Raw genomic sequence first — 15,948 nt, 5'->3', positions numbered from 1 at the left:
ATGAACCAAAGGCTTAAGGTAGTAATTGCACATCAAACAGTTGTTGATGGAGATGCTATTGGACATGACATTCTTGGAATGTACCAAACGTTAACTAATATGAACTATGAAGTGTTTATCTATGCAGAGAACTATTTAGGTGATTTTGAAAGATACAAAATGAATGAATATGACTTATTAAAATATCTAAAGGATAAAAAAAATATTTTGATTTATCACCATAGTGTTTTTTGGGATAAGGGAGAAGAACTTATTAATCATTGCAAAGCTCATTTGTTTTTCAGATATCATAATATTACGCCTCCAGAATTTTTTAAATCTTATTCACAGTTATATTACGAAATGACTCTTCAGGGTAGGGAGCAAACAGCAAGGTTTATTCGGATTTACGAAAACGGGCATTGGCTGGCAGATTCGGAATATAACAAGATAGATTTATTAAACTACGGTTTACAATATGAAAGCATTGACGTTGTCCCGCCTTTCCATGCAATTGAAGATTGGTCTGAAATATCTCCAAATATTTCATTAGTTAATCAAGTATTTAGTAATAAAAGGAAAAATGTTTTTTTTGTTGGTCGAATAGCTCCGAATAAAGGCCATAAGCATTTAATCAATGTTATTAAAAATTATAAAGATAATTATGATAAGGATATTCAATTGTGGCTCGTGGGGAGTATTGACACCCACCATCTCAAAAGTTATATGGATGAATTAAGAGGTATTATTAGAGAAAAAAATTTGGAAGAAAATATTAGTTTTACGGACAAGCTACCGCTGCAGGATATTAAAGCACTTTATTTATCTTCCGACGCTTTCTTATGTATGAGTGAACATGAGGGGTTTTGTGTACCGCTCATAGAGGCGCAGTTCCATGGTTTACCAATAGTTACCTTTAATGGGAGTGCTCTGAAGGAGACTGTAGGTCCTGATCAGATTGTGCTCGAATCGATTGATTACAACTTGGCCGCTGCTGCGCTTTATACCGTATTCCATGATTTGGAGATAAAAGAGTTTTGCCAAGATAATGGTTATATAAATTTATACAGAAGATTTTCACAGCAAAATATTCAAGAAAGATTTAACGCTTCGTTGAATAAAGTAATAGGAAGTGAGCCAATTTGAAAGTTGCAATTGCGACAGTTCAGGTCCCATTTATACGCGGCGGAGCGGAAATACATGCCCAAATGCTGCTTGATGCCTTGAGAGCTAGGGGGTATGAAGCTGATATTATTACTATCCCGTTTAAATGGTATCCAGCCAAGACCCTTATTGATGGAATGGTCTTATCTCAACTCGTTGACCTAACTGAAGTAAATGGTCAAAAGATCGATCTTTTGATAGGAACAAAATTTCCGGCTTATTATATATCCCATCCTAATAAAGTTCTCTGGCTCCTCCATCAACATAGACAAGCTTATGAATTATGGAATACTGGGCATGGGGATTTACATAATATGGAGTCAGGACCGGAAGTTCGACAACTTATTATCGAAAATGACAACATACATTTAAGAGAGGCCAAGAAAATATTCACAATTTCGACAACAGTAACTGACAGACTAATGCGATACAATGGGATAGAGTCTACTCCTCTTTACCCTCCACCAATGAATTTGGAAAAACTTGAGCCTAATAACATTGATGACTACATATTTTATCCGAGCCGAATTGACAGCATTAAACGTCAATTACTTCTAGTTAAGGCTTTAAAGTATTGTAAATCTCCTGTAAAGGTAGTACTTGCCGGTAGTGGAGATCCGAGGTATATTGAGCAAATAAGGAAAATCGTAAGAGAAGATGGAACAGAATCGAAGTTAGAAATGTTAGGTTTTATTAGTGAAGAGGAGAAAATACGATTATATTCTAATTGTCTAAGTGTTTACTTTGGACCTCATCAAGAAGATTATGGCTATGTGACCTTAGAGGCGTTTTTCTCAGGTAAATCCGTAATAACACATGAAGATTCTGGTGGTCCTCTGGAATTTGTCAATAACTCAAACGGTTTTATTCTTAATACTGATCCGAAGGAAATAGCTGAAACCATAGATATACTATATGATAACAAAGAAAAAGCCCGTCAATTAGGCGAAAATGGTTCTAAGCTTATGAAAAAACTTAATATTAGTTGGGATTATGTGATAGAGAGGTTAATTGGATGAAAATTGCGTACTTCAGTCCATTAAACCCACTAAAAAGCGGTATTTCAGATTACTCTGAATTTCTCCTTTCCTATTTAAGCAGGTACAGTGAAATAGATCTCTGGGTTGATGGTTTTAAGCCGAATAATTCTGCAATATCACAATATAGAATATTTGATTTTAAGAAACATAAGAACGATCGCAAGAGGCTTATCAAATATGATGCGATTATATACAATTTAGGGAATAACCCCGAATTTCATGCTGGAATGTATGATGTTTTTCTTGAATATCCAGGGTATGTGATTCTACATGATTTTGTACTCTATTATCTAATTACAGGTTATTATTTAAACTATTTGAAGAGTAATGAGTTATATCTTTCAGAGCTTTACTATAATTATGGTGATAACGGAATCCGTGCGGCCAAAGAAGTCCTAACTGGAGATCTTCCTCCGCTGCAATACAATAAACCTGGAAAATTACCGTTAGTAAGGCGTGTAGTAGAAAATGCTAAAGGTATAATAGTTCACTCGGAATATGCAAAAAAGATGGTGCTTCAAACAGGAATATGTAACCCTCATGTAGAGCATATAAATCAAATTAATTATAATAATGAAATAAATATTTTAGATGATGAGATTAAAAGAGTTAGAGCAAAATATGGAGTAACTGACGACGAGATTTTAGTTGCATCCTTTGGATATATCGCACCTACGAAGAGAAATTATCAGGTTATTAAAGCAATCAATGAAATTCAAACAGACCAAAACCTTAAAGTTAAGTACTTAATGGTAGGCGAAGGCGATTATGTTGACGCTTGTTTGAATGAAAAAATTATGAAGACGGGTTATATCTCAATTCACGAATTCGAAAAGTTAATTCATTGTGTTGATATTGTAGTAAATCTACGATATCCATCAATGGGTGAGACATCAGCTACTTTGTTGAGAGCAATGACAGCAGGAAAAGCTTGTATTGTGTCTGATGATGCATGGTTTTCTGAGTTGCCAGATGAAGTTGTAGTGAAAGTTCCTATAGAAGAGGAGTTTGAGAAACCCGCATTAAAAAAAGCCATAGAAAACCTTGTTCGAGATAAGGTAGGAATGCAGGGGTTAGGAAGCGCAGCTAAAGAATATGTTCTTCAGGAACACGACCCTGATTTGATTGCCCAAAAAATCAGTTCCTTTATTTCAAAGGATAGGTTAAGATCTTTTACTACAAAATATCTTGACACTATAGCAGATAAACTCATTCAGCTTGGTATTACAGAGGAAAATGGAGACTATCTTAAATTTTTATCTAAGCGTATTATTAAGGTTCTCTAAATAATTTTTTATGCTCGAGATAAGAAATATACATTAGTTATAGAAAATTGGAGGTCGAATAGTGCGCGTCGCAATAGACATGAGAGCTATGCCACGAACAGGAATAGGAAACTATAGTAGAATTCTTTTGGAAGAAATACCAAGAATCTATTCTGACATAGTTACTGTTCCTGTTTATGATGGGATGGAACTCTCAAGACAAAGTAGTTTAAGCAAATTATATTCGTCGCGGTTAAAAAGACTTGCATGGGAACAGATTGATTTACCAAGGTATCTTAAAGAAAATAATATCGATATTCTACATAATCCCATGAATTTTGGATTACCGGTATTCCCTGGTTGTAAATCATTGGTTACAGTTCACGATGTAATTCCGGCAGTGTTAAAAGGTCAATATCTTAAAAGTTTGGTTGAACGAATCTACTATAAGTTAGCCATGGCAATCTCAACGGGACGAACGGAATATATCATAACGGATTCGAACTTTTCAAAGCAAGAAATACTTAAGTATTTCGCAGTTCAGGAGAAGAAAATAAAAGTTATTTACCTAGGATGCAGTGAGGAATTTAAACCAGTCACTGATTTAAACACTTTAACTAATGTCCGAAATAAATTTGGACTACATAGACCTTACGTTTTAACTATAGGCGGAAATGAGCCAAGAAAAAACGTTGAGCGGTTAATTAAGATATTTCCTCGGCTTAGTGAAACGTTTAAAATCGATCTTGCCATAATCGGTGGAAGCTGGAGAGGGAACACATTAAATACTAATTCTCGAAATGCCGATAACATTTTCTATTTAGGCTCCGTGGATCAACAGGATTTGATTTCACTTTATAGCATGTCGGAATTATTCGTTTTTCCGTCGCTTTATGAAGGGTTTGGACTCCCGATTTTAGAGGCTATGGCCTGTGGAACACCTGTAGCAACCTCAAATTCTTCCTCTATTCCAGAAGTAGCTGGAGAAGCCGCCATACTTTTTGATCCTCTGAATGAGAATAGTATATACGAAGTGGTTTCTGGAATTCTAGGTAGCCAGGAGATAAAAGAGGAACTAAGATTAAGGGGGTTGGAAAGAATCAAGTTATTTTCGTGGAGTGATACATTAGACCAAATAACGGAAGCATATAGAGAAGCATTAAGATAATAAATGGGACGGTTTAGTATGGTAACAGTAGGTTGTTCAAGAAAACAATTTGCTTGTAGTATAGAAAGTAGTAGTGAGGAATAATCGTATGAAACGCAAAGTGGAAATTGGTGTCTTTATTCTTCTACCCCTTCTGATCTTAGGTCTTCTTGTCTTGAACGCTCGTATAATGAATGCCCATTATATGACGCTCAATGGTTTCGATCAAAAGTCAAAAATTTATAGTGAAAAATTTTCTCTTAATAGGAAAACGCTGAATTGTAAGCCAGGACAGACTATAACCGAAAAGGTAGTGGTTACAAATACAAGTAATTTTATTTGGCCTTATGACGGTTCAAATCCAGTGCATATGTCATATCACGTTTTGAATACAGATAAATATTCTATAATCGATGATGGACTGCGCTCAAGTCTTCCTAAGGATCTTCTTCCAGGGCAGAAGGTTACTTTGTCATTGATTGTGAAGGCGCCTAATCAACAAGGACAATATATTGTACAGTTAGATATGGTTCAAGAGGGAGTTTCTTGGTTTAAGGATAAGAGTAAAGATATTCCGCTCATTAATCTAGATGTCCAATGAAAAAGACATTTGATTTGGCAAGGATAGAGAGAGGTGCTTATTCCTTTGAAGACAAAACCCAGTAAAGAAATATTATGGGTAATATTTGAACTTATTATATATGTATTTATCGCTTTTATCTTTATGGGTAAAGCATTGCTGCATCCGTTTGCAATGCAGGTCGGAGGCGGTGGCGATTCTGAACAGGCAATGTGGTTTCTCGGATCCTTTTGGAATTCTATCTTACATGGCCAGAATCCATTTATTTCACGCCTTTTAAACTATCCTGGTGGAATTAATCTAATGGCAGTAACGTCTATATTAGCCGAATCATTTTTAATAGGACCAATAGTGTATCTGTGCAATACAGTTTTTGCTTATAACTTATTATTTTTTATTAATATGGTTGTGTCATGTTATTTGGGTAATTTAATTCTCTATAAGTTAGGTTCCAGGAGGTGGATGTCAGTACTTGGCGGTGGGCTATTTGGGTTAATGCCATATTTATCAGCTCACTCATTGGGTCATGCAAATTTACTTACTGTCGTCTTTTTATTAGCAATAATATACATGTCAATTGACATTATCAACAAAAATGTTACAAGGCCATTATTATATGGATTCATTTTGGGATTTATAGCTGCATGTCAATTTTATACGTCTCTAGAGGTTTTTGCTACTGCTGCAATGATATTATTAATACTTTTGGGTTTAATGTTTATAAACGCGAGGGACAAGTGTTCTAATATTTTTATCCCTATAAATATTAAAACTATATTGGTAGCACTTGGAATTTGTACACTATTTATATTACCAGGTATCATAGAACTTTTTTGGGGACCGTTTACAATTTCTTATTCTAGTCCAATTCAACCTAGAAATTTTTATGTCAATGATTTACTTGGCTTTATTTTACCAACCCCAATATATTTACTTCATGGTCATGCGACAACGCTTATAGCATCAAAGTATACTGGTAATGTTGCGGAACAAAACGGATACCTTGGATTATCCGCGATTCTATTATTATTTTGGGCGGCGCAAAGACTATGGAAAAGAAGATTAACTAAAATACTATTTTCACTTGTATTAATTTCAATCATATTATCCATGGGACCCTATCTTCATATATTAGGATATACTACAAAAATTACTTTGCCGTGGATTTTAATTGAACATTTGCCGTTACTTAAGCAGGCATTACCATCAAGATTAATGCTTTATGGAGATGTCGGAATAATTATTCTCATAATTTTAGCACTTGAGGATTATTTAAATAATAATACAAGAAAAAGTAAAGCAATAACATTAATTTTGTTGATTTCTATTTATTTGACTTGGCTTCCTATAATACCCTTTCCATCATTTCAGATACCTTCGTCGAATCAAGCTCTTCTGCGGAATGGAGCTTTTTATGATAATTTGAAAGGCGAACCTACAGCTTTCTTTACTTCTAATTTCAATGTTGTAATGGAAGCGCTAGCAGATGGAAGATACGCTTTTCCAGTAGTAAATTTATATGGCTATGCGAAAAACACCCCAGCAATGACAAGTTTTAAGCAATTATTAGAAATCAATGATGATAGCCAAAAATATTTAACGCAAAATTATTTAGCTGCATTAATCAGGTTAACAAAAGCTAAAAGGGTCATATATATTCCACGTTCTAAATCACAACATGAGATATCTATTAGAAATAACCTTGAAATGTTACTTGGTAAACCACTAATCGATCAATCTGGAATTTTTTTATGGAAAGTCCCAAACAACATAAATGCAGTATGGTTTGATGGAGAAGTATGGGATAACAATTATTGCATACTAAATGGTAAAGCATCTTGGTGTGGCAAGAATTGGAGTGTCAATACGAGTGGGCAAGATGCACAGATAACAATTACAGCTCCCCCAAAAATTTTTAGGCCTCAGGGAATAAGTTTGAAAATCAAAAAAGGAGCTTCAGATCAATCAGTTAGACTTAAACCCGATGAATCAATTAAGATCCTCTTAAATGCGAATAGCTCTATTAATTTCAGTTCGGAAGATACATTTATACCTGACGAAATAATTCATAATGGTGATAAAACTCACTTGAGTGTTCAGATGGCAATTGACATAAAACCCGAAGTCAAATAAATTATGGCACATTTTGAAAGAAGGTAGATGCTTCAAATGAAAAAATTAATCTCCATTGTAATACCTATATATAACGAAGCGGAGCATTTGAAAGATAGCATTATTCTTATTGTTAATCAAGTTAATAACTTAGGTATTCCATTTGAATTAATATTCATAGATGACGGATCTAAGGATGCATCATGGAATATTATTATGGAGTTGCATACTATCATTCCCCAAATTAGAGCTTATAGACTCAGCAGAAACTTTGGGAAAGAGCAAGCCTTGTGTGCTGGTCTTGAAAAAGCTGAAGGAGATGGGGTAATCATAATGGATGCTGACCTGCAGCATCCGCCGAAACTTATAAAGGATATGATTGAGGCTTGGAAATGTGGTGCTGAAATTGTGGAGTGCATTAAGGTAAGTAGGGGTGATGAGCCGTACATAAATAAAATTGGCTCGAGACTTTTCTATGCAATGCTTAAGCTTTTTTCTGGATATAGTCTTAATGGTGCATCAGATTATAAATTAATGGACAGAAAGGTCGTTAACGAATGGAAAAAGATGGACGAGAGAAATGTCTTTTTCCGGGGTATGGCAGCATGGCTGGGTTTTAGAGTTGAGAAGATACCTTTCAGTGTTGATAAGAGAGCCGGAGGTAAGTCTACTTGGTCAGTAAAAAATCTTGTTAAGTTAGGTATTAAAGCTATTGTTTCGTTTTCAACCATTCCGTTAAGAATTGTGTCTGTTTTAGGGGTCTCGTTCCTTCTTGCGGCAATTTTGATGATAATTCAAACTCTGTATATGAAATTTTCTGGGAATGCAGTAACTGGATTTACGACAGTTATTGTTTTATTGTTGATTATTGGAAGTGTGTTAATGATTAGTTTGGGAGTAATTGGTGAATATATTGCTGCAATTTATAATGAAGTCAAACATAGACCTAGGTTTATTATTTCTGAAGGGACAGAAAAAAAGAGTGAAATTAAATCGTGAAAGCTTTATGCAAATAGTAAAGTATGGGGTTGTAGGGATTATTGGAGCTTCAATTCATTTTGGTAGTGTAGTCCTATTAGTTGAAGTATTTCGACAGAACCCGGTCATCAGCTCCGCATTTGGGTTTTCAATAGTAGTATGCATATCTTACATTCTAAACAAGCGCTGGACATTTAGAATTAAGAACGAGGGAAATTCCTATAGATTTTTCAAATATATTGTAGTTTCTTGCCTAGGTTTCGGGATAAATATCTCTATTATGTACTATTCAGTTCAAATAGCTAAATGGAGCTATATTATAGGCCAAATTATTGTTACAGTAGCAATTCCTGTTAGTAATTTTTTGTTGAATAAATTCTGGACATTTTCGGACAGATAAGACTTTAAATAATCTTCTGTTCAATGCACTCATGGTCTTGGGTGTTGAGACTTTACTATTCCGGAATGCAAAGAAACAGATAGGCCTGTTTTGATGGTCCGATTTGATACTTGAAGGGTGGGATTATAATGGAGTATAAGAGAGTTGCTTGGGTAGATATGGCAAAAATTTTGGCGATATTTGCAGTTATTACAATACATACAGTGGCAACACTTATATTAAATTATAAATTTGGTAGTAAATTGTGGTGGGTTGGTAACATTATTGTTTCAAGTGTAAGATGGTCTGTACCTTTATTTGTTATGTTGAGTGGCTACACTTTGCTCGGTAAGAATGAATCCATGAGACTTCTTTTCCAAAAAAGGACATACCGAGTAGGCATACCTTTCGTGGCATGGACTATTGTTTATTTCTGCTGGGATAAATTCCATAATAAAGTTCAGTTAACATCGAATTTAATTGTAGAAAGAATTTTATCGGGTTCACCTTTTGTACATCTTTATTTTTTTTATATTATTTTAGGACTTTATTTAATTACGCCAGCTTTAAGAATAGTTATGCAGAATTCCTCAAGAAGGTTACAATTGTATCTGTTATTAATTGCATTTTCCTTTTCAATATTACAAAGCTTATTAAATTATTATATGCCAAATTTATCTGTCAGACTAAATGCCTTTACGTATTTTTTATTTTACATTTGTTACTATGTTGCGGGACATTATCTAAAAGATTTTAAATTAAAAGGCAAGAAATTGATCACCTGTATTGTAATATTAATGTTATCTATCGTTATTACTTCAGTGCTCACGTATATAAACGGCAGTACACCTTGGATATATTACTATGATTACTTAAGCTACAATGTGGTGATAATGACAATAACACTTTTTGTTGTTTTTAATAGTTTGAACGATTATATAAATAAGTATAATTATTTATGTAAAACAGCTAAAAATCTAGCACCAAATGTGCTCGGTATTTATGCAATACACATAATAGTTATGGATTTACTATCTCAAGGAATCTTTGGGATACAAGTGAAATTAAATATCGGGAATCTGATTACAAGCTTGCCATTTACTATAGTAACGGTATTCATTATATCCTTTGTTATAACATATGTTGGGAAGCGAATTCCTGTAATAAAATTAATATTCGGATGATCCGGATAAAAAAGCAACTCAAGTATCAGAATTGGGGTTATTTAACGACTAAGTGGGAAAATAATTATAGGAGTTGAAATAGTGCCCAAACTAATAAGTAATATCATTAAACGAATACTAAAAGAACATTTATATCACTACTTAAGTAGTAATGAATTTCAGTCACAAATTCAATCTCAAATTCAATGTCTATTAAAGGAAAATACTGAGAATACAACTATTAATATTGATTATCTAAACACTAAGGAATTTGAGAATACAATCAAGAAAATAATTACGGACAAATATTTGGTTTTTGGTAATGAAAAGGAAAGGTTGAATATTGCAAATACAGCCGTGCTAAATAATGCACTTTTTAATCTTTCTAGTGGAAATATTACTATAGAGGATTGGGTATTTTTTGGTCATAATGTTTCAGTCATAACTGGAACACATAATTATTACTCATTTGACGAGAAACGTCAGAGAGATTTCCCAAGTTCTGGAAGAGATGTTATTATTAAGAGGGGTTCGTGGGTAGCTAGCAACTCTACAATTGCTGGTCCCTGTATAATCGGAGAGCACTCTGTAGTAGCGTCATGTTCTTTTGTAAATAGAGATGTGCCCCCTTATTCAATCGTTGCTGGAATTCCTGCTAAGGTAATTAAAGAAATATCCTTTTAATTTCCTGACCATGATGCTAGAATTTAATTTGCACACTTTAACAGTCGATTAGAATCAAATATAATATGTACTTGGCTTATAACTAGCTGAACGGTATTCAACTTTTTAACATACTTATTGACAAACTCAACATCCCCGCTAATTTTTTGCCTATATCTTGAGATAAAATGGTGTCTAGAAACTAAAGAAGTGTGGATTTCGTGGTATTCTTGACCTGAATCTCAAAAGATTTGATGTAATGTTTCGACTAAATTGCAGCCGCATAATGCCGGGTTTTAACGAGACGATTAAGTAGAACATGCAGAATGATAACAGACCTGTATCGGCGAGTCGGTGAGTTTTTTGTGGACGGATTAAAGGGACAGGAATAAATCTAAAGTTATGACTCTTGATGCAACAGAATTTAGCAGATGAAGACTGTTATAGAAGGTTAAGAAGTTACCTGTGAATTTTTTGGAAATAACTTTAACTGGAATCATCTTTTGAAGATGAGAAGAAATAGCCTGGGTATTCTAAGACATAAAAATAATCCTTTCAATTTTAATAGATTTAAACTGAAGAGATCATATCATGAAACTTGGTAATGGGGACTCGCAAAGCAACCGCGCAGTGGTTTAATACAACATAGCAAATTGAAATCTTTACTTGACAAATTCATTGCAATGTTTATGAAATGCCAGTGATACTTGGAAGAAAAAGTGGTATCATTAGGTATTTTTAAAAGGAAATCTATTAAAACAGTTGCTAATAGTTTTGATATTTGTTATGTTATTAGAATTAGTTCAATTCAGCCTGTAATACTTATGAACTATAAAATGAAAAGACCACGGTAAGTTAAAGAAATATTTTTATTATAGAACAGTGGAGAACACAGCTAATGAATAAATACTTCTTTCTTCACATCCCGAAAACGGCAGGAACATCTCTTTTCACATTTTTCCGTAATATCTTGGGGGAAGAGCAGGTTTATCAGGTTAGGGATGTTAATATTGGTAAACAAAGAGCTGAAGCGATTCGATCATTTGCAATGGTGGGCGGTCATTTGACCTATGATCAGATGCAGACGTATTTCGAGCAAGAACGTTATCGTTTGACCTTCTTACGGCAACCGCTAGAACGCTTTTTATCGATGTACTACTTCTATCGTCAGACAGAAGAGGTTCAACGTGATCTATCTGTTAAGATGGCCAAAAGCATGGATTTGGCCACTTATATCAATTGGCTTTTGGATTCGGAAGAGTATAAACACCTCCGCAATGTCCAAACTTGGTATCTGACTGGTGGACTTACGACTAAGAGGTCCACGTCTCTGGCTGAACGGTTAGATCTAGCCAAGGAAAACTTGACAAGTTTGGACTTTGTTGGTATCACAGAAGATATGTCCGATTCACTTGATTTTCTCAGTTTAGATTGTTGCTGGCCGTTAGTGGAACGGATACCGAGAAACAACGTCACAGCCAGTCGTCCAAAGATAGAAGAGATAGATGGTCAGTTAGTACAGAGGATCCAGGAGATCTCAAGCCTAGATATGGAGCTATATTCTTATGGATTGAAACTTTATAAACAGAAGAAGCGCCAACTTTTGGGCGAATGCATCGAGCGCAGGAGATGGGAGCTTCAGGCAAATACAGAGAAAACCATTCAGATTCATCCGTCAGTTCAACAATTGGAAAGAAAAGAGAATACTCGGGATTGTAATTTAAAAGAAGGCGATACTGGCTCTCGCGAAGTAGAAATTCTGGCAGTGGATGTCAGCGGGACGGAGACTTATTATTCTCGCATTTCATCGGGTGAAACTGCGCTGATCCGCATCATTATGTATTCATATATTGACGAAATGAACCTTATTGTTGGTATCTGTATTAAGGATGATTATGGACAAATTGTCTTCGGAACGAACAGTTATCATCTGGCTCACCATATATCTGTTCATCAAGGGCAGGTTATATGCGTTATCTTCAGTCAGAAAATGGATCTTGGTGAAGGACACTACCATTTGACTGTGGCCCTGCATACTGGAGAAAATCTTGGAGAAACCGTTTATCACTGGAAAGAACGGGCCTGTAGCTTTTATATCAGTGGGTTTAAGCGAACATTCTTTGAAGGAATTACGGGGCTTTATCCTAAGATTTCCTATGAGAGTGCGGATCTGAGCTTGCCATTGCCGATGGAAATGTCATCAGGTGTCTCCATAAAGATTGAGAAAGTTGTGTCGGAGATATTATGCAACACTCGGTTTACTGCTTTGGTGAGTGTTACGAATGAATCAGTATATAATCTGGCAAGCTTTCCGCCCAATCCAGTTTATCTGTCGTATCATTGGTATAGTGTTTCTGGAGGCGAATCTGTTGTTTTTGAAGGAGACCGATCACTATTACTTCGACCACTTAGCGCACAGAGCACAGATACCTACGGGCTTAATGTACACAGTCCTCATAGTATAGGTGAGTATGTTCTTCGAATAACACTAGTGCAGGAGATGGTTTTTTGGTTTGATCAGTTCCCGGGGCATATGTTTGCTGAGTGCAGAGTGAAAGTAACAGGATAAAATATCCATAATTCGCAAACGGGCAATGGTTACCCTCCAAGGAACTGGAGGTGGAACTGGGACATTGGAAAGAAACCTAATGTTGGGTGAAGTTTCTGATATTTATCGACCTGCGAAATGTGATTCATTTAATCTGGGTATTACCTAGAAAAATATTACAGGATGGAATTACAACCAAATGGGTTATTATAAATTATTCCATTCCCAAATTACTTAATTTTATTATAAAAACATAGATGCAAGTCTCCAAAGGAGACTGATAACTTGGGGGACAGGATGGTTAATAACGCTAAATTAGGGGTCAAAGTAGTTAGTGAAAGTTCTCAACCTAAGGTAGCCATTATTCACGAGTGGTTGACCAACATGGGTGGCTCCGAACAAGTAGTAAGTATACTTCTAGAAATTTTCCCAGATGCCCCAGTATATACAACCTTATATGAACCCGCTAATCTAGTTCCTAGCCTGGCGAAGGCTGATGTGCATCCATCTTTTTTGCAACGATTACCTAAGTTCATGCGTAAACACCAGTATTTGCTGCCCTTAATGCCTTATGCCTTTGAACAATTTGATCTAAGTAATTATGACTTGGTTATTAGTAGTTCTTCTTCTTGTGCAAAAGGGGTAATTACGGGGAATGACACGTTTCATGTTTGTTGTTGCTATACACCGATGCGATACGCTTGGGATTCATATCACTTATATATGAGATCATTGAAGGGTCCAAAACGTTGGCTGGCAACCTGGTTAATGCATAAGATACGTTTGTGGGATCGCCTAAGTGCTGATCGAGTTGATCATTTTATTGCTATATCACATGAAGTACAAGATCGCATAAGAAAGCATTATAGGCGAGAATCAAAAGTAATATATCCTCCTGTAGATATTCATCGGTTTAACTCTACTTGTATTAGAGAGGATTTTTACCTTGTCGTTTCCAGATTAGTAGGGTATAAAAGGGTTGAATTAGCGATCGAGGCATGCAATCGTTTAGAACGGCAATTAGTTGTGATTGGAAATGGAGAAGAGCAAAATCACCTGAAGAGGATAGACCGCAGCAATGGTAAATTGGTTAAATTTATGGGTCGTCAGAGTGACCAGGTTGTTGCGGATTACTTAGCTCGTGCTCGTGCCTTTCTATTTCCCGGAGAAGAGGATTTCGGTCTAACCATGGTTGAAGCGTTAGCATCCGGTTGTCCCGTGATTGCTTATGCTCAGGGAGGAGCAATTGATATTGTCGAAGATGGGGTAACAGGTGTATTATTTAATGAGCAAACTGTCAATGGTATGATGGCAGGAATTTTACGCTTTGAGGAATTGAGCGGGAACGGTAATTTTGAACCTTCGTTGCTAAGGAGTAGTGCAGAGAAATTTAGCAAAGAAAATTTCAAAAAGGCATTTTTAGGTGCATTGAAGGATTTTGGTTTTGTCTAACCCAGTATCCAATTGAACTTGTTCGTTATAATTACATGATTTATAAGAATTTAAGGAGTGTTTAAAAGACAATGAAGCTAATTTTACTTTCGGGTGGTTCCGGCAAACGACTCTGGCCTTTATCAAATGATGCAAGATCTAAACAATTTTTGAAAGTATTAAAAAATGAGCAGGGAGAACCCGTTTCTATGGTTCAAAGAGTTTGGGAACAGATGGAATCGGTGGGTATTGCTCATTCTTCTTTGGTTGCCACCAGTAAAGCCCAAGTGGATATGATTCAACGTCAATTAGGCCAAAACGTAACAACGATTGTGGAACCAGAGCGCAGAGACACGTTTTCCGCAATTGCGTTAGCTGCTTCGTATCTTTACTCAGAGGAAAAGACGGGATTGGATGAGACAATAGTTGTCTTACCAGTTGATCCTCACGTAGAAGCAGATTTTTTCAATAAACTTAAAGAATTGGAACAGGTACTAACAGAATCAAACGCTGATTTGGCTCTCATTGGAGTATCACCATCGTTTCCATCGGAGAAATATGGTTATATCGTTCCTGAAACAGATCAGGAAACAAAGTTTTATTCTCGAGTAAGTTATTTTAGAGAAAAGCCTAATAAAACAGATGCCGAGAGGCTTATGGCGCAACAGGCTCTCTGGAATTGCGGAGTATTTGCTTTCAAACTCGACTACATAATTTCCCATCTTACTCAAAAAGGTTTTCCAACAAAGTATGAAGAGTTGCTGCATCGCTATAGTGAACTGCCTAAAATTAGTTTCGACTACGAAGTAGTGGAAAAAGCTAAACATATTGTTGTTCTAAGATACGACGGAGATTGGAAGGACTTAGGAACATGGAATACCTTAACCGAAGAGATGCCAAATGGATTGTTGGGCAACGCAATTTTGAGTGAAGATGCGCACAATACCCATGTTATCAATGAGCTAGACATTCCGGTCGTTGTCCTTGGTATTTCAGATGCCGTAGTGGCAGTGAGCCCAGATGGAATTTTAGTCACGGACAAAGAGTCTAGTCCGTCCATTAAAGAGATAGTGGGTAAATTTGACCTGCGTCCGATGTATGAAGAACGACGTTGGGGATGGTATCGTGTGTTGGATCGGGTGGTATTTGAGAATGGCAACGAAGTTTTAACCAAGAGACTTAGCTTAATGGCAGGGAAAAACTTTAGTTACCAATATCATAACCAGCGAAGTGAAGTCTGGACAATAATAAGTGGTGAAGGACTTTATGCTTTTGAGGGAGTAGTTTATAGAGTTAAGCCTGGGGACGTTTTAAATATCCCAGTTGGCTCTAAGCATGGACTTCGCGCCATCACTGAGTTAGAGTTTATTGAGGTCCAAATGGGAAGTAATCTTGTAGAAGAAGATATTGTCCGAGTTTTTATGACCTGGGAAGACGTTGAAGAACATTGTAAATGGGCTGAGTAATGTTATAATAACAAAAATGATTTCTATAAAGTG

General features: G+C 35.8%; 13 protein-coding genes. All 13 read left to right on the top strand.

Annotated features, from left to right (window positions below; genetic code table 11):
* The gene (locus DESACI_RS21055; protein WP_014829243.1) at nucleotides 1-1,125 is read left to right on the top strand and encodes a glycosyltransferase; all 1,125 of its coding nucleotides are present in this window, start codon (nucleotides 1-3) and stop codon (nucleotides 1,123-1,125) included.
* Nucleotides 1,122-2,162 carry a glycosyltransferase family 4 protein gene (locus DESACI_RS21050; RefSeq protein ID WP_014829242.1) on the top strand — a complete coding sequence of 347 codons (1,041 nt, stop codon included), beginning with the start codon at nucleotides 1,122-1,124 and terminating at the stop codon, nucleotides 2,160-2,162. Before DESACI_RS21055 ends, DESACI_RS21050 begins: the two co-directional genes overlap by 4 nt.
* On the top strand, nucleotides 2,159-3,469 hold the full coding sequence (locus DESACI_RS21045) for a glycosyltransferase family 4 protein (RefSeq protein ID WP_014829241.1): 1,311 nt from the start codon (nucleotides 2,159-2,161) through the stop codon (nucleotides 3,467-3,469). Before DESACI_RS21050 ends, DESACI_RS21045 begins: the two co-directional genes overlap by 4 nt.
* A 61-nt stretch (nucleotides 3,470-3,530) precedes the next feature.
* Nucleotides 3,531-4,616, top strand: coding sequence for a glycosyltransferase family 4 protein (locus tag DESACI_RS21040; RefSeq protein WP_014829240.1), 1,086 nt, complete (start codon nucleotides 3,531-3,533; stop codon nucleotides 4,614-4,616).
* Between the two features lie 88 nt (nucleotides 4,617-4,704).
* On the top strand, nucleotides 4,705-5,196 hold the full coding sequence (locus DESACI_RS21035) for a hypothetical protein (RefSeq protein ID WP_041276168.1): 492 nt from the start codon (nucleotides 4,705-4,707) through the stop codon (nucleotides 5,194-5,196).
* 45 nt (nucleotides 5,197-5,241) lie between these two features.
* Nucleotides 5,242-7,308 (top strand): DUF6311 domain-containing protein, encoded by a 2,067-nt coding sequence (locus DESACI_RS21030; RefSeq protein WP_041276167.1) that lies wholly within the window; start codon nucleotides 5,242-5,244, stop codon nucleotides 7,306-7,308.
* A gap of 36 nt (nucleotides 7,309-7,344) precedes the next feature.
* On the top strand, nucleotides 7,345-8,286 hold the full coding sequence (locus DESACI_RS21025) for a glycosyltransferase family 2 protein (RefSeq protein WP_014829238.1): 942 nt from the start codon (nucleotides 7,345-7,347) through the stop codon (nucleotides 8,284-8,286).
* Nucleotides 8,216-8,665 carry a GtrA family protein gene (locus tag DESACI_RS21020; protein WP_345788481.1) on the top strand — a complete coding sequence of 150 codons (450 nt, stop codon included), beginning with the start codon at nucleotides 8,216-8,218 and terminating at the stop codon, nucleotides 8,663-8,665. The genes DESACI_RS21025 and DESACI_RS21020 overlap by 71 nt, the downstream gene beginning before the upstream one ends.
* Before the next feature lie 128 nt (nucleotides 8,666-8,793).
* Nucleotides 8,794-9,828, top strand: a complete 1,035-nt coding sequence (locus tag DESACI_RS21015; RefSeq protein WP_014829236.1) for an acyltransferase — start codon at nucleotides 8,794-8,796, stop codon at nucleotides 9,826-9,828.
* An 81-nt stretch (nucleotides 9,829-9,909) separates the two neighbouring features.
* Nucleotides 9,910-10,491 carry an acyltransferase gene (locus DESACI_RS21010; protein ID WP_014829235.1) on the top strand — a complete coding sequence of 194 codons (582 nt, stop codon included), beginning with the start codon at nucleotides 9,910-9,912 and terminating at the stop codon, nucleotides 10,489-10,491.
* A gap of 877 nt (nucleotides 10,492-11,368) precedes the next feature.
* On the top strand, nucleotides 11,369-13,039 hold the full coding sequence (locus tag DESACI_RS21005) for a Wzt carbohydrate-binding domain-containing protein (protein WP_014829234.1): 1,671 nt from the start codon (nucleotides 11,369-11,371) through the stop codon (nucleotides 13,037-13,039).
* Nucleotides 13,040-13,303: 264 nt separating this feature from the next.
* Nucleotides 13,304-14,470, top strand: coding sequence for a glycosyltransferase (locus tag DESACI_RS21000; protein WP_242833098.1), 1,167 nt, complete (start codon nucleotides 13,304-13,306; stop codon nucleotides 14,468-14,470).
* A 71-nt stretch (nucleotides 14,471-14,541) separates the two neighbouring features.
* Nucleotides 14,542-15,915 (top strand): sugar phosphate nucleotidyltransferase, encoded by a 1,374-nt coding sequence (locus DESACI_RS20995; RefSeq protein WP_014829232.1) that lies wholly within the window; start codon nucleotides 14,542-14,544, stop codon nucleotides 15,913-15,915.
* Nucleotides 15,916-15,948: the final 33 nt, after the last annotated feature.

Source organism: Desulfosporosinus acidiphilus SJ4 (assembly GCF_000255115.2).
GTDB lineage: Bacteria > Bacillota > Desulfitobacteriia > Desulfitobacteriales > Desulfitobacteriaceae > Desulfosporosinus > Desulfosporosinus acidiphilus.
This window is presented reverse-complemented; position numbering and strand designations above follow the sequence as displayed.